This window comes from Kibdelosporangium philippinense (assembly GCF_021390435.2).
Taxonomy (GTDB): domain Bacteria; phylum Actinomycetota; class Actinomycetes; order Mycobacteriales; family Pseudonocardiaceae; genus Kibdelosporangium; species Kibdelosporangium philippinense.
On record NZ_JAJVCN010000003.1, the window covers coordinates 666,596 to 683,425 of the forward strand.

A 16,830-nucleotide genomic window follows, 5' to 3' on the forward strand; every position below is an offset into this window, starting at 1 on the left:
GTCCTGTTGGTCCTGCTGAGTCAGGACACCGGACCGGTACGCGGTATTCCCGCGATCAGCTGATCGGCCGCGACATAGGGGTCCAAATCCCCCGCGGCCACCCGCTTTGCCAAACCGGCAAGGACATCGTGCCCGCGGCCTTCGAATCCGGCTCGCACGGCTTCCAACGCGATCGCCTCGATCTCGGCCTGCGCGCGCCTGTGCCGCCGTTGCTCCAGTTCGCCGTGGTCCACCAGCCATTGGTGGTGCGCGTCCAACGCCGCGACGACCTCATCCAAACCCTCCATTTTGGACGCGACAGTCCGGACGATCGGCTGGCGCCATGCGGCTCCGCCGACCCCCCTGCGCGCCATCGCGACCATGTTCTTCAGATCGCGCACGGTGGCGTCGGCGCCATCCCTGTCCGCTTTGTTCACAACGAAGACGTCCGCGATTTCCAGGATCCCAGCCTTGGCCGCCTGGATTCCGTCACCCATTCCCGGCGCCAGCAAGACGACTGTGGTGTCGGCGAGCGAAACAACGTCTACTTCGGACTGTCCAACTCCGACAGTCTCGATCAGGACAACGTCGAACCCGGCCGCGTCAAGGACTCTGAGTGCCTGCGGGGTCGCCCACGAAAGACCACCGAGGTGCCCACGAGTGGCCATCGACCGGATGAACACACCGGGATCGGTGGCGTGCGCATGCATCCGGATCCGGTCGCCGAGCAGCGCGCCGCCGGAGAACGGCGACGACGGATCGACCGCGAGCACGCCGACACGTTTTCCTTGCGCCCGCAGGGAAGTAACCAGCGCGGACGTCGATGTCGACTTGCCGACACCGGGTGGCCCGGTCAACCCGATGACCCTGGCATGACCGGAGAAGGGCGCCAGTGCGGCGGCGACTTCACGCAGCTGCGGACTGGCGTCCTCGACGAGCGAGATCAACCTGGCGATCGCGCGCGGTTGTCCGCCCCGCGCGCGATCGACCAGATCGCTTACATCAGTTGTTCGGGACACGGATGATCAGCGCGTCACCCTGGCCGCCACCACCGCACAAGGCGGCGGCACCGACACCGCCGCCCCGGCGCTTGAGCTCAAGCGCCATGGTCAGCGCGAGCCGTGCACCGGACATGCCGATCGGGTGGCCGAGCGCGATCGCGCCGCCGTTGACGTTCACCTTGTCCGCGCTGATCCCGAGCTGCTCGGTGGAAACCAGGCCGACGGCCGCGAAGGCTTCGTTGATCTCAACGAGGTCCAGGTCGTCCGCGGTGAGGTTTTCCTTGGCCAGCGCGGCTTTGATCGCGTTGGACGGTTGCTCGTGCAGGCTCGCGTCCGGACCGGCGACGACACCGTGCGCGCCGATCTCGGCCAGCCAGGTCAGGCCGAGCTCCTCGGCCTTCGCCTTGCTCATCACGACAACAGCCGCGGCGCCGTCGGAGATCGGCGAGGCCGAGCCCGCGGTGATCGTGCCGTCGCTGGCGAACGCGGGACGCAGCTTGGCCAGCGTTTCCACCGAGGTGTCGCCGCGGACGCCTTCGTCGGTGTCGACGACCAGCGGGTCGCCCTTCCGCTGCGGCACGGACACCGGGACGATCTCCTCGGCGAACAGGCCGTTCTTCTGCGCGTCGGCTGCGCGTTGGTGCGAACGGACCGCGAACTCGTCCTGCTGCAGGCGGGTCACGCTGTAGCGCGAGTTGTACTTCTCGGTGGACGCACCCATCGCGACCTGGTCGAACGCGCAGAACAGACCGTCGTGGGCCATGTGGTCGATCATGGTCACGTCGCCGTACTTGAACCCGCTGCGCGACTTGGGCAGCAGGTGCGGCGCCTGCGTCATCGACTCCTGGCCGCCAGCCACGACGATGTCGAACTCACCGGCCCTGATCAGCTGGTCCGCCAAGGCGATCGCGTCAAGACCGGACAGGCACACCTTGTTGATCGTCAGCGCGGGCACACTCATCGGGATGCCCGCGGCGGCCGCGGCCTGCCGGGCCGGGATCTGGCCGGTGCCCGCGGTCAGCACCTGGCCCATGATCACGTACTGCACCTGCTCCGGCGCGACACCCGCGCGCTCCAACGCGCCCTTGATCGCGAAGCCGCCCAGCTGCGCGCCGGAGAAATCCTTGAGCTGGCCGAGCAGCCGCCCCATCGGGGTACGGGCTCCAGCGACGATGACGGAACCGGACACAACTGCCTCCAACGAAAGATGCGAGCGCTCGTTAACTGACGATACCCATGGGTATCTCACTGCACCGATTCCGTGTGAAGGCTGGTGTCGCACAGGCCACACATCCGGCGGCGAGCCGGGTGTGCCGCACTTACCCTCATGGACATGGCTACAGACGGCGCTGCCAAGGTCACCGCGATCGACCACGTCGGGATCGCGGTACCCGATCTCGACGAGGCGATCGCGTTCTACCAGGAAACATTCGGGCTCGTACTGGCCGCGACCGAGGTCAACGAGGAGCAGGGCGTACGCGAGGCGATGCTGCGCGCGCCCGGCGACGACGGCAGCGGCACGGCGATCCAGCTGCTCGCGCCACTGACGCCGGACTCGACGATCGCCAAGTTCCTCGGCAAGCGCGGCCCCGGCCTGCAGCAGCTGGCCTACCGCGTCGAGAACGTCGACGAAGCGTCCGACGCGATTCGCGGCAAGGGCATCGAGCTGTTGTACGCCGAGCCGAAACACGGCACGGAAAACAGCCGGGTCCAGTTCATTCACCCCAAATCAACAGGCGGCGTGCTGGTGGAATTGGTGCAGCCAGCCGAGCACTGAATCGGTCCCGGTGGCGCAGGTCTCACAATTGTGGTGATCTCCGATTACCCGTGGGTAACCTCCGGGAATTCGCGACGTTGGAGGTCAGGCGTGGAAAAGATCCGAGACGCCATTCTTTCGGGTGACTTGGCTGCTGTCGGCGGTCTGGACGTGCCGGATCACTACCGGGCGGTCACCGTGCACGCCGACGAGGTCGAAATGTTCGCGGGCCTGGATACCCCGGACAAAGATCCACGGAAGTCGCTGCACATCGAGGACGTCGCGACGCCAGAACTCGGTCCCGGCGAGGCATTGATCGCCGTTATGGCGTCGGCGATCAACTACAACACGGTGTGGACATCGATCTTCGAACCGGTGGACACGTTCGGATTCCTGCGGCGCTACGGGAAAACGTCGGAACTGGCGAAACGGCACGATTTGCCGTACCACATCGTGGGTTCCGATCTGGCAGGCGTTGTCCTGCGCACGGGCCCGGGCGTCGGAGCGTGGAAGCCGGGCGACGAGGTCGTGGCGCACTGTCTGTCGGTCGAACTGGAGCACCCGGACGGCCACAACGACACGATGATGGACCCGGAGCAGCGAATCTGGGGCTTCGAGACGAACTTCGGCGGCCTCGCCGAGATCGCGCTGGTGAAGTCGAACCAGCTGATGCCCAAACCCGCACACCTGACGTGGGAAGAAGCCGCATCCCCAGGCCTGGTGAACTCGACGGCCTACCGCCAGCTCGTGTCCCGCAACGGCGCCGCGATGAAACAAGGCGACACGGTGCTGATCTGGGGAGCATCCGGCGGCCTCGGCTCGTACGCGACACAGTTCGCGTTGAACGGCGGTGCGACGCCGGTGTGCGTCGTGTCGAGCCCGGCGAAGGCGGAGATCTGCCGCAAGATGGGCGCGGAGCTGATCATCGACCGCTCGGCGGAGGGCTACAAGTTCTGGTCGGACGAGAACACGCAGGACCCGAGGGAATGGAAGCGTTTCGGCGCCAAGATCCGCGAGCTGACCGGCGGCGACGACCCGGACATCGTGTTCGAGCACCCCGGCAGGGAGACCTTCGGCGCAAGCGTTTTCGTGGCCAAGCGCGGCGGCACGATCGTGACGTGCGCGTCGACTTCGGGCTTCATGCACCAGTACGACAACCGGTACCTGTGGATGCACCTCAAGCGCATCGTCGGGTCGCACTTCGCGAACTACCGTGAGGCCTCGGAAGCCAACCGGCTGATCGCCAAGGGCAAGATCCACCCGACCTTGTCGAAGGTCTACGCGCTCGAAGACACCGGCCAGGCCGCGTACGACGTGCACCGCAACGCCCACCAGGGCAAGGTGGGCGTGCTGTGCTTGGCGCCAACCGAAGGCCTCGGCGTGCATGACGAGGAAATGCGCGCCAAGCACATCAACGCGATCAACAACTTCCGCGGGATCTAACGGGTTTCCTTCTGCAGAGGCAGGGCCGCGAACTCGTGGTCCTGCCAAATCCGTCGTGACGTCTCCTCTGGGTACGGGGTGACGGTCGGCTGCGTGTCGAAGACCTGGGTCAGGCGCTGTTCGGTGTCATAGGCAGGCCAGCCCGGGTCTCCCGTCTTCGCGAATCCCGTCCACGCCTTGCGCATCGTGTCCGAGAGCGCTTCGGCTTCAGGCGCGCCGCCAATCAGCATCGCGGGCTGGCCTTTGTCCAGGTTTCCGAAGACAAGCGGGATGTCCAGGCCATGCGTGGCTCCCATGGTCGGGGCCTGCCAGGTCAGCTCGTACAGGTAGGCCCGGCCGCCGCCCGTGACCTGCGCTTCGGCGAGGTGCAGTGAGGGCATGCGGAACAGCCAGTCGCTGTGGACTGTCTCGTAGAGCGCTTCGGGTTCCGCCTGGGGGTACGGGTTAGGCGCGAAGAGCTTTACGGCTTCGTCCGCCAGTTCCTCGGTGACCTCTATGGCCTCGATCGCGTTGAACAACCGCTGTTCGTCGCGGGTGTGGCCGACGATCAGCTCGATGTCCTTGGCGGCGCCGTTTTTCAAGGCCTCCCACGGCGTTTGGCGCAGGACGTCGCCGTCGACCACCGGCGAGAACAGGATTGTCCTGCGTGCGGGCAAACCCCAGCGGTCCGCGTACTGCATGATCTTGGCGATCACCGCGTCACCGATCGCGGAGAGTTCGAATGGGTCCACAGTAGACAGATCTTGTCCGGCTTCCGCGATGCAGGCCTTGGTGATGTCCTCGGCGAGCTCTGGCGTGAACACCGTGCCAGCGACGCTTTGCGCGATTGCCCTTGTGAAAAGACCTTTCGCCCGTGGCATCGCCAGGAGTGCCGCGACCGATCCCGCGCCAGCGGACTGGCCGAAGATCGTGACCTGGTCGGGGTCGCCACCGAAGGCGCCGATGTTGTCACGTACCCATTCCAGCGCGGCTACCTGGTCGAGCAGGCCGCGATTGGCCGGTTTGCCTTCGATCTGCGCGAAACCTTCGATGCCAAGGCGGTAGTTGAACGTCACCAGTACGACGTCTGCTTTGGCCAGGTTCACCCCGTCGTACTCGGGCAGGCTGGACATACCGAGGATGTAGGCGCCGCCCGGAATCCAGACCATCACCGGGAGTTTCTTGTCCGTGGCCGGGGTCCAGATGTTCAGCGTCAGCCAGTTGTGGTCGTCCTTCACCAGGGTTTCCATGCCGAAGTAGCCAGCTTGAGGGGCTGGCGGCCCGTACTTCGTGGCGTCGCCGTCCCAGCTTTTCACCGGATGTGGCGCGGCGAACCGCAATTCGCCGACCGGCGGCGCGGCGTACGGGATGCCGCGGAATACCGCCACCCCGTCCTCTTCGGTGCCACGCACTTTCGCCGCATGGACTTCGGTCATCGCAACTTCCTCTCTTCGCTTGCGGCTCGGGATCCTCCTCGCGCGTGTCAGACGGGCGCCAACCATTTACCGCGTTTGCCCTTTGGACTGCCCAATCGGCAACCATCACCGCACGTCAACCCTCGTGAGTGGTTACGCGAGTTCTAACGCTGATAACCACTCACGAGAAGAAATCTGCGCGCCACTCTTTTGCGGTCCGGTGGGTTGCCGGGTCACGCAGGTTCGGATCGGCGCCGTGCGCCAGCAACCGCCGAACGCTGCCAGCCCGACCACTGCCCGCAGCGGTATGCAACGGCATCCGCTGCCATTTCTCGTCGGCCTCGTTGACGGGAGTGCCTGCGGCCACCAGTGCGTCGATGACGTCAAGGCGTTCGTGGTCGGCAGCGAACACCAACGCCCGCAACCGGTTCTGCAACGGAAACGCCGCCGGTTCCCATCCGCTCAGATCACCTGCCGTGGCCGCCATTTCCAGGCTGTCGATCCGTGCTCCCGAAGCCACGAGCAAATCAACAACCTCGGTCATGGTGAACACGGCCGCGTGATGCAGCGCAGTCCCGCCAGGAACCCCGCCGGAATCCAAAGTGGACTTCGCTTCGATGTCAGCGCCCGCGTCGATCAGCACACGAGCGACCTCCGCGTCGCCGTAGCTGGCGGCCGTGATCAGCGGGGTCTCGCGGTCGCCGGGTTGCCCGTCCACCGGCGCACCGGCGTCGATCAGCGCCTTGGCCATGGCCGCCGTGCCCGGCAAGTCGGCGGGTAGCCCCAATCGTTCGTGATCGAACCGCAGCATCGCCATGTAACCGAGGACATCCGCGCCCCTCTTGTGGTCACACCAATGTTCCATCCTCGTCGTGGCCAGCGACGGGTGTTCGCGCAGCAGTTGAGCCAGCCGCGACAGGTCCCGGCTGTTGAAGACCTCACGCCGCGTGACCTCCAGCTTGAGCGCGGGCCAGCTGGAAAAGCCGTGTTCACGAGCGATCGCCAACTGTGCCGAGGCGAGGATCACCCGGTCGCCGATGCGGGCAAGCGCGTCAGGTTCGCCGCGTTGGGCAGCCCGCAGCAGATCCTTGGCCTGATTGCGCAACTGGCCCAGATTCGGGCGCGCGGGAAGAAACGGCATGACGTCTCCTTCGTTGCCCCGTGGTCCGCGTCGGGGTCGAAAGAGGCGTCAGCATCTGGCGTGACACTTCAGAGGTGGACTCAGTCCTGCCCGCGGACCCGGCGGCGCCCTCCAGCGCTCACCGGCAGCGTAGCCCTATGGCCGCGGCTTGTGTACGGGCTTGGCGACCGGCTTGGTCGTGTCGGTCTGCGAGTCGTCCGGCTCCGCTGGCTCCCAATGCTCCTTGGGCGGGCCACCCGCGGCCTCGGTCTGCGAGACCGGCTTGATCGCCTTGGTCGGCGACTCATCCGGGCGCCGCTCCTCGGGCAGCGGGTCGAGCACGGGCGTCGCGTTCTCCAACACGACGTCGGCATCCTGGATCAGGCTGCGGGCCTGGCGGAGCTGGTTGGCCACGCGGGTACGCAGCTGACGCAGCGCGGCGACGCGCTGAGCCGCATGGCTGATCCGACGGTTGGCTTCCTCGGTCGCTTCGCGGACGCGGCGGTGGGCTTCCTCACTTGCTTCCTGCAAGCGGGCTTTCGACTCGGTGATCGCGTCGTGCCTGCGGCGGTTCGACTCTTCCGTCGCCTCGCGGACCCGGCGTTCGGCTTCCGATTTGCTCGTCGCTTCCTGCTCGGCCAGCGCGCGCATCGACTCCGTGCGACGAGAGGCCATCGCGATCTCGAAGTCCTCTTCGACCTGCGTACGGCGCTGCTCGGACTCCTGGTCCAGCTTGGCCCGCTCGTCCTGGGCCGCCTTGGTGATCTCGTCGGCTTCCTGGCGGGCCTTCGCCAGCACTTCGCGGTGCTCGGACTCCATCTCGGCCCGGCGCGTGTCCAGGCCACGCAGCATTTCTTCGTAACGGGCGCGCAGCGCGTTGGCGTCTGTCTCCGCCTTCGCCCTGATGTGGCCGGCTTCGGCCTCGGCCCGCGCCTTGGTCTCGGTCGCTTCGTCCTGCGCGAGGCGCAGCATTCGCTGCAGACGTTCGCTCAGGCCTTCCAGCGTGGTCGGCGGCAGCGAGAGCCGCTCGATCTGGCCGCGCATGTCGTCGAGCTCCGAGCGGGCGATCTCCAGCTGGCGCGCCAGATCCGCCGCCTGTGACACCGCCGCGTCGCGGTCGGCGGCGAGCAGGCGCATGTCCCGGTCCACCCGTTCCAGGTGTTCGTCAACCTGGGCACGGTTGTAGCCGCGCTTCGCGTAGTCGAAACCTGCGCCAAGGGGTACGAGCTCGCGCTCCTCGCCTAGAGCCATGCACCCAACCTACCGCGAGTCGAGTGTCGCCAAACCCACTCCCTTGACCCGATCGAAGACTTGACCGGCCGGCCAACCAAGCGCACTATCAAGACGTAGGACCTTTCTCCTCACGGAGGTGATCGCCATGAGCGACACATCTAGCTCAGTGCGGGCCTGGACCCGTTGGCAGGACTGGGCGGAGGTGGTGCTCGGAGTGGTCGCGGTGCTTTCGCCGCTCTGGCTGGACACGACGAACACCGTGATGTGGACAATGATCGTCCTCGGTGCCCTGATCGCACTGGACGGCTTGTTCTCGCTCGCTATGCCGGGCGTTGTCTACGGCGAGTACGTGCAGGTCGTACTCGGAGTGTTGCTCTTCATCTCGCCATGGGTCATGGGCTTCACCGACATGACCGGCGCCATGTGGAGTTCGTTCATTATCGGAGCGCTGACCCTCATCGTCGGTCTGGCCGCACTGCCGGCCGCCAACACGGCACACCGCGGAATGGCGGGCCAGCACTGAGTTTTACGCCAACCTTGTTGCGGAGTGCGTACCGGACTTGGTGTGATGCCGGTGCGCATTCCGCTTGAGGGGGTTGTTGCCAGTGGCCCGGTCGAAGTCCGGTGACGATCCCTCCGCGAAGGAACGGATCCTCGCCGCAGCAGAGAAACTGTTCGCCGAGTCGGGATTCGACGCGACGCCGACCTCACGTATCGCCGAAGCCGCCCGAGTGCCCAAAGGCCTCGTGCACTACTACTTCCGCCGCAAGTCAGACCTGCTGACCGCGTTGGTCAAGCGACTGCCTGACCAGTTCATCGAACCAGCGAACGTCGTGGTGCCAGGAGACGTGGCAGCGAGCCTGCGCGGGCTCGTCGCCGAATTGGACGCCCGACTCTCGGATTCCAGACTGCTCTCCCACCTGTTATGGCGGGAAGCAGACACCCACAAAGATGTCCGCGAAGCCCTCCAGGCGCGGTTCCAGACGATCGTGCACCAGGTGAAGGCGGTGATCATCGCCGCTGGCGCGGGGTCGATCGCCTTGGCCGACGTCGACAGCGCGGCCGGGTTGTTCGCCCTTGCCGTGAGCTACCGGCATTCGGTGGCACGGCACCCGGAGGACCCCCCGATGATGGACCGCGAGGTCGAGTTCATCGCCGACGCGCTGACCCTGGGCGCGGGCGCGAAAACCTGACAGTCGTGCCCCCGATGTTTTGTCGGGGGCACTGTTTCATGGGGCACCGGGCTGTCAACCGCAGCAGCCGCCACCGCAGCAACCGCCGCCACCACCTGAAGGCGCCATGGCCGGAGCAGCGCCACCGGCACGGCCACCGAGACCGGCCATGGTGAGCAGCTTCACGGTGTCGGTGTGGCCGGACGGACAGGAGGCAGGGGCGCTCGACTCGCTCATCGGCCGGTTGACCTCGAACGTGTCGGCACAGTCACGGCACTTGAACTCATAGGTCGGCACGCCTCGAAATATAGTTCTTGCCTGTGCCCCGACGGAACCGGACCAAGCGCGATGAGCCACGCATCAGCGGCGCGGCTTCGCTGCAACGCAGCGAGCAGGGGCCGGATGGCGATTGGTACGTCCGGGCTGTTTCGGGCACGGCGACGACCAAGACGTATCGCTGTCCCGGCTGTGATCACGAGATCCGGCCGGGCACTCCACACGTGGTGACGTGGCCAGCGGATGACTACGGCAGCGTGGAAGAACGCAGGCATTGGCATCGTGCCTGTTGGGAGGCCAGGCTGCGGCGCAAGCCGACTAGGCGCGCCTGAGCACCGACGGTTTCAGGCGGTGGAAGCCGCGCACGGACACCGGTCGCCGCTGCCGGATCGAGAACGCCGAGTTGTCCGCCAAAGCGGCGGCCATCTCGGAGTCGATCAGCACCGCGCCCGGGCGGCAGATAGACGTCAGACGGCTCGCGATGTTCACGGTCGATCCGTAAACATCCCCGAACCGGCTCAGCACGCGCCCATACGCCAGACCCGCGCGCAGTGAAGGCAGTTCAGAGTCCTCCTCGGCCAAGGAGACCAGGGTCAAAGCGATGTCCGCGCCTGCCTGTGGCGTGTCGGCGACGAACAGGACCTCGTCGCCGAGCATCTTCACCACGCGGCCGTGATGTTCCGCGATCGCTTCAGTCACAGTGGTTTCGAACCGTTCCAGGACTGACGCCAGCTCGGTTTCGCTCGACCGGCGCGTCAGCGAGGTGTAGCCGACCATGTCCGCGAATCCGACGGCCTGGCTGCCTTCTTCCAGGGGTTCTTCGGGCGCCGCGAGGGCGCGACCGGCGTAGGCCGCGAGCTGGCGGCGCCAGGTGAAGTTGTGCAGCCGTTCCAAGTCCGGGATCAGCTGGTCGATGAAACGGGCGAAACCGCGCTCGTCCTCAAGCAAAGCTGGCTGTGTGGCCACGAGTTCACGCAGGACGTGGATCTCCATCTCGGCGATCCTGGACACGTGCTGGCCAAGCACCCGCGCGATCGAGTTCTGCACGGACTCGGAGTAAAGCCCCAGGTCAGCCAGTTCCTGGACCATCCGAAGGGCTTCGACGTCGTTCTCGGTGAAGACCACCTCGTCGTCGCCGACGCTCGCGAAACCCAATGACCGCCACAGTTCCGTGGCGCGCTCCAGCGGCACGCCCGCTTTGGCGGCCACCTCGTGCCGGGTGTACTTCCGGCGGCCGCCGAGCAGGACGCGCTCGATCCTGGCCTGGAGGGACTCGCTCATGCCTGGTCACCAACATCGCGTGAGCGGCGCACTGCGCTGAATGATTCGCTCGCAGGCTCGCTCATGTGGTGTGCACGATGAGCACGTCAACGCCGGATTTCCGGGCGGCCTCGGACGGCACCGAACCCAGGATGCGCCCGGCCAGCGTGTTCAGGCCACGGTTGCCGACTACCAGGAGGTCCGCCGAGCGTTCCTTGACCACCTTGGTCAACGTTGCCACCGGCTCGCCGACCACGGCAACGGTGTCGATCTTGTCGGCGCCTGCCCTGGCAGCACGCTCGGACGCGGTCCGGACCGTGTCCTCGGCCGGTGCTGAGCCGACGACCTGGTAGGAGACGTCGTTCCCGAGCTCGTCTTGTGCATGGTCGACGTCACGCTGGCTCGCGGGTTGGTAAGCGCACGCGATGACCAGCGTCGCGCCGGTGGACGCGGCCACGGCGGCGGCCTTGTCGACCGCGCGATACGACGAGTCCGACCCGTCTGTGCCGACGACAATGGTCTGGTAGGCAGCCATGGGAGCCCTCCTCGGCGATCTACTGCGGGTAACCTACCGTTCCAACGGATCAGCCGCGGGTTGAGTCACGCTGGAGAAGCGAAGTGCTCGATCGTGTGATCGCGGAACCGCCGGGCAGCAGCTGACAGATACGTGTCGTCACGCCAGACCACGCTCAGGACACGACGGCAGTCCGGGTCGTCGACCTCCAGCCACGCCATGGGCGTGCGGCTGCGGGCCCCTCGGCACATCCCCGGCATGAACCCAACGCCGAGACCGGCGCCGATCAGGTCGCCCATCACGCCTGGTTCGTCGCTTTCGCAGACGATGTGCAGGTCAACGCCAGCTTTCCCGAACAGCCGCTCGGCCAGCTCGCGGGGCCAGCAGCCGCGGCGGGTCGTGACGAATGGCTCGCCAGCCAGGTCGGAAATGCTGACGCTTTGCCGTGAGGCCAGGTGGTGTCCGGCAGGCACGCACAGCATGACGGGCTCGTCCAGCACGACCTTGCTGCTGACGTCCACGCCGGACAACGGCTGCGAGGCGACACACAGCTGGACGTCGCCGTTTCGCAACTGCTCGGCCATCGTGCTCGCTGACGACTGAAACAGCCGCACGTCCGCCGGATGTTCGGCGACGAAGGACTGAAGCAGCTCGGTGACGGTCAGCAGGGTCTCGGCGGCGACGCCGACCGTGCCGCGGTCCAGGCCTGCGGTGTCGGCGAGTTCCTGCCGCGCGTTGTCGACCTCGGCAAGGATCCGGTCCACGCGGGACAGAAACGCGGTGCCGAACTGGTTGAGCCGGATCCGGCGCCCCTGCCGGTCGAACAACGGCACGCCGAGGTCGGTCTCCAGGCGCGCGAGCGTCCGGCTGAGCGACGGTTGGGCGACGTGTAGCTGCTCGGCGGCCCGGCCGACGTGCTCGAGCCGGGCGACGGCCTGGAAATAGCGAAGCGCCAGAAGATCCACAGTGACTACCTCCCAAGTCGCCCGGGCGTGTCCACCGTTCCGACACACCGAAATACACGTTCCGGCACACCGAGTGCGCCGCGGAAGTGCCGGAACGGTCAAGTCACTGTGCCGGAACGGTGGACACGGTGTGCCGGAACGGTGGACACGGCGTTCTTTGTGACACGGTCTTTGTGACGCGGCCTTCTTTCTCGATACTGAGGCGTAGTTCACGAAATTCCATGCGATTGCCGGGGCATCGTGGTTACCCAACGGTAGGACCCGGCCCTTGGAGGTTTCCGGTGAGTCGCGAATTCAGGCGTGTTGGCGTGGTCGGTCTCGGCATTCAGGGTGCCGGGGTCGCGGAAGTGTTCGCGCGTGCCGGGTTCGCGGTAGTCGGCGTGGAGATCGACGAGAAAAGCCTTGCGCGTGGCCGCAGCTCGATCGAGCACTCGACCGAACGGGCCGTCGCGGGCGGCAAGCTGACCGAGGACGAGCGGACCGCCTTGCTCGACAGGGTCAGCTACACGACCAGGCTCGCCGATGTGTCCGAATGCGACATCGTGGTCGAGGCCGTGACCGAGCAACTCTCGCTGAAAGCCGATGTGTTCGCCGAGCTCGACCGGATCACCCGGCCGGAGACCATCCTCGCGACCAACACATCGTCCCTTTCGGTCACCGAGATCAGCGTCCACACTGGACGCCCGGAACGAGTCATCGGTACGCACTTCTTCAACCCGGCGCCAGTGCTCAAACTGGTCGAGGTGGTCCGTACGGTCGTCACCGAGCCGGACGTGATCGCGGACGTGACCGCCCTGATCGAGCGGGTCGGCAAGACCGCGCTGGTGATCGGCGACCGGGCGGGTTTTCTGTCCAACTCGCTGCTGTTCAGCTACCTCAACCACGCGGTGCGGATGTACGAGCAGAAGTACGCCTCGCGTGAGGACCTCGACGCCGCGATGCGTTACGGCTGCGGCTACCCGATGGGCCCGTTGGCGCTGCTCGACCTGATCGGCCTGGACATCGCGTCGGAAGTCCTTGACACGATGTACAAGCAGTCCCGCGACCGGCTGCACGCCCCGGCGCCGCTGCTCAAGCAAATGATCACGGCGGGTTTGCTCGGCCGGAAGAGCGGCCGGGGTTTCTACACTTACGAGGAGCCAGGTTCGCCGGTCGTCGTGCCGGACGCCAAGACGCCACGTAAGTCCACTGAGGACGCGGTCATGCCCAGGAATGTCGTCCGGGTTGGCGTGGTCGGCACCGGCACGATGGCGACCGGGATCGCCGAGGTGTTCGCCAAGAAGGGCTTCGACGTCGTGCTGCGCGCTCGCAGCGAGGACAAGGCCCAAGCGGCCGTTGCGAAGGTCCGCAAGTCGCTGGATCGCGCGGTCGCAAAGGGCCGGATGTCCGAAGTGGACCGTGACAGGGTGCTCGCGAAGATCGTGCCGGCGGTCGAGTTCGAGGAGCTGGCCGACTGCGATCTGGTGATCGAGGCAGTGGCCGAGGACCTTTCGGTGAAGCGCGCGGTCTTCGGCGCACTGGACGAGGTCTGCAAGCCGGGCACGGTCCTGGCGACGACCACGTCCTGCCTGCCGGTGATCGAATGCGCGGCCGCGACATCGCGCCCCGCGGACGTGATCGGCCTGCACTTCTTCAACCCGGCGCAGGTGATGAAGCTGGTTGAGATCGTGGACACGATCGCGACCAGCGCCGACGTGGTCGCCACGGCACACGCGATCTGCGAGAAGGTCGGCAAGCACCCGGTGCACTGCGGCGACCGCGCGGGGTTCATCGTGAACGCGCTGCTGTTCCCGTACCTCAACGATGCGGTGAAGATGGTCGAGGCGCACTACGCCTCGGCCGAAGAGGTCGACAACGCGATGAAGACCGCGTGCAGCCTGCCGATGGGCCCGTTCGAGCTGCTGGATGTCGTCGGTCTCGATGTGTCGCTGGCCATCGAACGCACGCTGTACAACGAGTTCCGCGAGCCCGGCTTCGCCCCCGCACCCCTGCTGGAACACCTGGTCACGGCAGGCCGCCTAGGCCGCAAAACCGGCAAAGGCTTCCGCGATTACACCTGATCAGACCTCGTGAGTGGTTAGCCGCGTTAGAACACGCATAACCACTCACGAGCCCACGCTGGGAATCAGGATCAGCAGGCCGATCGCGATGAACACGACGGGCACGATCCAGTGCCCGTACCGTTCGACGACCGCGATCACCTTCTTGTGCGAGCCCAGCCATGAGCCCGCCAGGCACCACACCGCGATCAGAACCGCGAACACAGCGGCCGTGGTCAGGCTCGCCACGAGCCCGATCGTGCGGAACAGAGGCGTGTAGACGGAGATGTTGTCGGCGCCGTTGGCGATGGTCACGCCAGCGACCGACAACATCCCCGTCGCCACAGCGGGCTTGTCGTCATCGCGTGCTTTGAACAGTCCCCAGACGCCCAACGCGATCGGCACGAGCCCGAGCAGTCCGACCCACCGGTCCGGAATCACAGTCAACCCCAGTGCCGCCAAGGCCGAAACAGCAACCAAAACGGCGATTCCGGTGTACTGCCCTGCCCAGATCTGCCATGGCTTCGGCTTGCTGTTGGCCCGCGCGGCCAGGAACAACACCGTCAGCACGAGTAGGTCGTCTACGTTCGTGCCGATGAAAACTCCGGCAGCGGTCAGCAGGGTGTCCACCCGGACATTCAACTACCACGCGACGGGCAGCGAGGTCGGGTTGAACGTGAGCCCGTCGGTGAGCCCTGGCACATCCTCGAACGGCACGGCCAGCCGCAGACTCGGGAACCGGTCAGCCAAAGCCCGCAAAGCGACACGCAACTCGACCCGGGCCAACTGCTGTCCAAGGCACTGGTGAATGCCGTGTCCAAAAGCGACATGACCGGCGGTACGCCTGCCTGGCGCGAGCACATCCGGGTCGTCGAAGTGCCCGTCGTCGCGGTTCGCGGCCTGCAACGAGACCGTGACCACGTCGCCCTTCTTCACCAATTGGCCGCACACGGTCACGTCTTCCAGAGCCGCGCGTACCGCGAACGGGACGGTCGAGAGATACCGCAGCAGCTCTTCGACGGTCTCGTCAATCCTAAGTGGATCGCGCGCGGTCCCGAAAAGCATTGGTGTACGCAGCATCGCGAGCGTACCGAGGGTGAGCATATGCGCAGTGGTCCCGATACCGGCGCCCAGTAGGAACAGCCCAATGGTCGTCAGTTCGGCGTCGTCGAGGTCGGTTTCGGTCAGTCCACTGAGGATGTCGTCGGACGGGTCGGCGCGCTTGGCGGCCACCAGCTCACCCAGGTACTCCTTCAGATCGCCCATCGCAGCGGCGAACTCTTCCGGCGCCGCGTCGACGCCCGTGACCAGGATCGCCTGGTCCTGGAACTTCGCCCGATCCTGGTACGGCACACCCAGCATCTCGCAGATCGTCACCGCCGGAATCGGCTGCGCGAAGGCCCGTACCAGGTCGACCGGCGGCCCCTCGCGCTGCATCGCGTCAAGGTGCTCAGCCGTGGTCCGCTCGATGCGTTCGGTGAGCTGACGCATCCTGTGCACCGTGAACTGGCCGGTGAGCAGCCGCCGGTAGCGGGTGTGGTCGGGCGCGTCCAGGCCCGAGAAGTCGCCTGGTTCCGCCGCAGGCAGCGGTCCGTCGCCGGCCATCCCGGGCGTCGGCATCGCCAGCAGTTCGTATCGCGCGCTGAACCTTGGATCGGCGAGCACAGCACGTGCGGCGGCGCGGCTCGTCGCCAGCCAGCCCTCATGCCCGTTCGGATAAACCATACGGGCCAACGCTTCCTGGCCCCGCAGCTCCGCAGGCGGGTCGAACGGCCGGTCGGCCGACCGTGTCAACGGCAATCCCTGCATCTGTCCTCCCTCAGTTGCGTTCACTCGACGGTAAACTCGTTCAAACGCTCTGAGGGGCCCGTAAAGCCGATCCTTGCAGTGGTTCTGACGATGAATGCAACGATCGTTGCGTTGAAGGAGGAGCGCATGCCTCGGCTGACGCTCGAAGACCGCCGGTTCATCGCCGACGGGATGGCCGACGGCCTCGGGTACGCCGAGATCGCGCGGCGGCTCAACCGTCCGACGTCCACGATCAGCCGCGAGGTCGCCCGCAACATCGGCAGCCATGGCTACCAACCGGACCAGGCCGAGGATCGAACGCGGCAGCGCGGCCGCAGGCCAAAGCAGCACAAGCAGGTCGCGCGAGAAAGAACTGAGCACCAATTCGAAGGCAAGCTCGTGGCGGTCCTGATCGAGAAGGGCTTCCCACGGATGCCTGCCCGCGCGCTGGCGTGCCTGTACGTCGCCGAGAGCGACAGCCTGACCGCGGCGGAACTCGTGCGGCGCCTCAAAGTCAGCCCGGCATCCGTCTCGGCCGCGGTCCAGTATCTCTCGGGTATCGGCATGATCAGGCGTGAACACGATGGGCGCCGTGACCGCTACGTTGCGGACAACGACGCCTGGTTCCGTTCGATGATGGCGAGCGCGCAGACCATGGTGAGCTGGGGGCAGGTCGCCAGCGAGGGCGCGATCCTGTTCGGCGATACATCCGCGGGCGCCCGGATGGCGACGATGGCGAAGTTCATCGATCACGTCACCGAGGACATGCTCGCCGCCTTCGACCGCTGGCGCCACCTCCTCTACTCGTGAGTGGTTATCAGGGTTAGAACACGCCTAACCACTCACGAGGGGTTTGTCCGCTATGCCCCTCGCTCGTCATGCGGACTGCG

The 16,830-nt window shown here is 66.2% G+C and carries 18 protein-coding genes; 7 read left to right on the plus strand and 11 right to left on the minus strand.

Annotation, left to right across the window (positions count from 1 at the left end):
* Positions 1 to 20: 20 nt before the first annotated feature.
* Together meaB and LWC34_RS35025 are read right to left on the minus strand one after the other, a co-directional pair.
* Entirely contained in the window at positions 21 to 998 is a 978-nt protein-coding gene (meaB, locus tag LWC34_RS35020) for a methylmalonyl Co-A mutase-associated GTPase MeaB (RefSeq protein ID WP_233729545.1), read from the minus strand.
* Positions 982 to 2,169, minus strand: coding sequence for an acetyl-CoA C-acetyltransferase (locus LWC34_RS35025; protein WP_233729546.1), 1,188 nt, complete (start codon positions 2,167 to 2,169; stop codon positions 982 to 984). The genes meaB and LWC34_RS35025 overlap by 17 nt, the downstream gene beginning before the upstream one ends.
* A 144-nt stretch (positions 2,170 to 2,313) precedes the next feature.
* Between LWC34_RS35025 and mce the strand changes: the two genes are divergently transcribed.
* Both mce and ccrA read left to right on the plus strand, forming a co-directional pair.
* Positions 2,314 to 2,757 carry a methylmalonyl-CoA epimerase gene (gene mce, locus LWC34_RS35030; RefSeq protein ID WP_233729547.1) on the plus strand — a complete coding sequence of 148 codons (444 nt, stop codon included), beginning with the start codon at positions 2,314 to 2,316 and terminating at the stop codon, positions 2,755 to 2,757.
* 90 nt (positions 2,758 to 2,847) lie between these two features.
* Positions 2,848 to 4,179: a crotonyl-CoA carboxylase/reductase gene (ccrA, locus tag LWC34_RS35035; RefSeq protein WP_233729548.1), complete on the plus strand. Its 1,332-nt coding sequence runs from the start codon at positions 2,848 to 2,850 to the stop codon at positions 4,177 to 4,179.
* Here ccrA and LWC34_RS35040 read toward each other — a convergent pair.
* The 3 genes from LWC34_RS35040 to LWC34_RS35050 all read right to left on the minus strand — a co-directional run bounded on the left by LWC34_RS35040 (position 4,176) and on the right by LWC34_RS35050 (position 7,944).
* Positions 4,176 to 5,594 (minus strand): carboxylesterase/lipase family protein, encoded by a 1,419-nt coding sequence (locus tag LWC34_RS35040; protein ID WP_233729549.1) that lies wholly within the window; start codon positions 5,592 to 5,594, stop codon positions 4,176 to 4,178. The genes ccrA and LWC34_RS35040 overlap by 4 nt on opposite strands.
* A 160-nt stretch (positions 5,595 to 5,754) precedes the next feature.
* Positions 5,755 to 6,714, minus strand: a complete 960-nt coding sequence (locus LWC34_RS35045; protein ID WP_233729550.1) for an ankyrin repeat domain-containing protein — start codon at positions 6,712 to 6,714, stop codon at positions 5,755 to 5,757.
* Positions 6,715 to 6,849: 135 nt separating this feature from the next.
* Positions 6,850 to 7,944 carry a chromosome segregation protein gene (locus tag LWC34_RS35050; protein ID WP_233729551.1) on the minus strand — a complete coding sequence of 365 codons (1,095 nt, stop codon included), beginning with the start codon at positions 7,942 to 7,944 and terminating at the stop codon, positions 6,850 to 6,852.
* Positions 7,945 to 8,071: 127 nt separating this feature from the next.
* On the opposite strand from LWC34_RS35050, the gene LWC34_RS35055 reads away from it, so the two are divergent.
* Positions 8,072 to 8,449: an SPW repeat protein gene (locus LWC34_RS35055; RefSeq protein ID WP_233729552.1), complete on the plus strand. Its 378-nt coding sequence runs from the start codon at positions 8,072 to 8,074 to the stop codon at positions 8,447 to 8,449.
* Between the two features lie 82 nt (positions 8,450 to 8,531).
* A complete protein-coding gene (locus tag LWC34_RS35060; RefSeq protein WP_233729553.1) occupies positions 8,532 to 9,119 on the plus strand; it encodes a TetR/AcrR family transcriptional regulator in 588 nt (195 codons plus the stop codon).
* A 54-nt stretch (positions 9,120 to 9,173) separates the two neighbouring features.
* Here LWC34_RS35060 and LWC34_RS35065 read toward each other — a convergent pair whose 3' ends face one another.
* Positions 9,174 to 9,395, minus strand: coding sequence for an FmdB family zinc ribbon protein (locus LWC34_RS35065; protein WP_233729554.1), 222 nt, complete (start codon positions 9,393 to 9,395; stop codon positions 9,174 to 9,176).
* A gap of 23 nt (positions 9,396 to 9,418) precedes the next feature.
* Between LWC34_RS35065 and LWC34_RS35070 the strand changes: the two genes are divergently transcribed.
* Positions 9,419 to 9,706, plus strand: a complete 288-nt coding sequence (locus tag LWC34_RS35070) for an Rv1322 family protein (RefSeq protein WP_233729555.1) — start codon at positions 9,419 to 9,421, stop codon at positions 9,704 to 9,706.
* Here LWC34_RS35070 and LWC34_RS35075 read toward each other — a convergent pair.
* From LWC34_RS35075 to LWC34_RS35085, 3 genes are all read right to left on the minus strand, one after another.
* Positions 9,693 to 10,655: an adenylate/guanylate cyclase domain-containing protein gene (locus LWC34_RS35075; RefSeq protein WP_233729556.1), complete on the minus strand. Its 963-nt coding sequence runs from the start codon at positions 10,653 to 10,655 to the stop codon at positions 9,693 to 9,695. The two genes, LWC34_RS35070 and LWC34_RS35075, sit on opposite strands and share 14 nt — an antisense overlap.
* A gap of 61 nt (positions 10,656 to 10,716) precedes the next feature.
* A complete protein-coding gene (locus LWC34_RS35080; RefSeq protein WP_233729557.1) occupies positions 10,717 to 11,169 on the minus strand; it encodes a universal stress protein in 453 nt (150 codons plus the stop codon).
* 65 nt (positions 11,170 to 11,234) lie between these two features.
* Complete coding sequence (locus tag LWC34_RS35085; protein ID WP_233729558.1) at positions 11,235 to 12,113, minus strand: LysR family transcriptional regulator; 879 nt, start codon at positions 12,111 to 12,113, stop codon at positions 11,235 to 11,237.
* 281 nt (positions 12,114 to 12,394) lie between these two features.
* On the opposite strand from LWC34_RS35085, the gene LWC34_RS35090 reads away from it, so the two are divergent.
* Entirely contained in the window at positions 12,395 to 14,173 is a 1,779-nt protein-coding gene (locus LWC34_RS35090) for a 3-hydroxyacyl-CoA dehydrogenase family protein (protein WP_233729559.1), read from the plus strand.
* A 45-nt stretch (positions 14,174 to 14,218) separates the two neighbouring features.
* Here the strand turns inward: LWC34_RS35090 and LWC34_RS35095 are convergent, their stop codons facing one another.
* Together LWC34_RS35095 and LWC34_RS35100 are read right to left on the minus strand one after the other, a co-directional pair.
* A complete protein-coding gene (locus LWC34_RS35095) occupies positions 14,219 to 14,782 on the minus strand; it encodes a cadmium resistance transporter (protein WP_233729560.1) in 564 nt (187 codons plus the stop codon).
* A gap of 12 nt (positions 14,783 to 14,794) precedes the next feature.
* Positions 14,795 to 15,961 (minus strand): cytochrome P450, encoded by a 1,167-nt coding sequence (locus tag LWC34_RS35100; protein ID WP_233729561.1) that lies wholly within the window; start codon positions 15,959 to 15,961, stop codon positions 14,795 to 14,797.
* A gap of 126 nt (positions 15,962 to 16,087) precedes the next feature.
* Between LWC34_RS35100 and LWC34_RS35105 the strand changes: the two genes are divergently transcribed.
* Positions 16,088 to 16,750 carry a GbsR/MarR family transcriptional regulator gene (locus LWC34_RS35105; protein ID WP_233729562.1) on the plus strand — a complete coding sequence of 221 codons (663 nt, stop codon included), beginning with the start codon at positions 16,088 to 16,090 and terminating at the stop codon, positions 16,748 to 16,750.
* The last annotated feature ends 80 nt before the right edge of the window (positions 16,751 to 16,830 follow it).

Excerpts from the sequence above, each read along its gene's own strand:
- mce (WP_233729547.1), top strand. The coding sequence starts at position 2,314 with ATGGCTACAGACGGCGCTGCCAAGGTCACCGCGATCGACCACGTCGGG.
- LWC34_RS35040 (WP_233729549.1), bottom strand. The coding sequence starts at position 5,594 with ATGACCGAAGTCCATGCGGCGAAAGTGCGTGGCACCGAAGAGGACGGG.
- LWC34_RS35045 (WP_233729550.1), bottom strand. The coding sequence starts at position 6,714 with ATGCCGTTTCTTCCCGCGCGCCCGAATCTGGGCCAGTTGCGCAATCAG.
- LWC34_RS35050 (WP_233729551.1), bottom strand. The coding sequence starts at position 7,944 with ATGGCTCTAGGCGAGGAGCGCGAGCTCGTACCCCTTGGCGCAGGTTTC.
- LWC34_RS35055 (WP_233729552.1), top strand. The coding sequence starts at position 8,072 with ATGAGCGACACATCTAGCTCAGTGCGGGCCTGGACCCGTTGGCAGGAC.
- LWC34_RS35075 (WP_233729556.1), bottom strand. The coding sequence starts at position 10,655 with ATGAGCGAGTCCCTCCAGGCCAGGATCGAGCGCGTCCTGCTCGGCGGC.
- LWC34_RS35080 (WP_233729557.1), bottom strand. The coding sequence starts at position 11,169 with ATGGCTGCCTACCAGACCATTGTCGTCGGCACAGACGGGTCGGACTCG.
- LWC34_RS35100 (WP_233729561.1), bottom strand. The coding sequence starts at position 15,961 with ATGCAGGGATTGCCGTTGACACGGTCGGCCGACCGGCCGTTCGACCCG.
- LWC34_RS35105 (WP_233729562.1), top strand. The coding sequence starts at position 16,088 with ATGCCTCGGCTGACGCTCGAAGACCGCCGGTTCATCGCCGACGGGATG.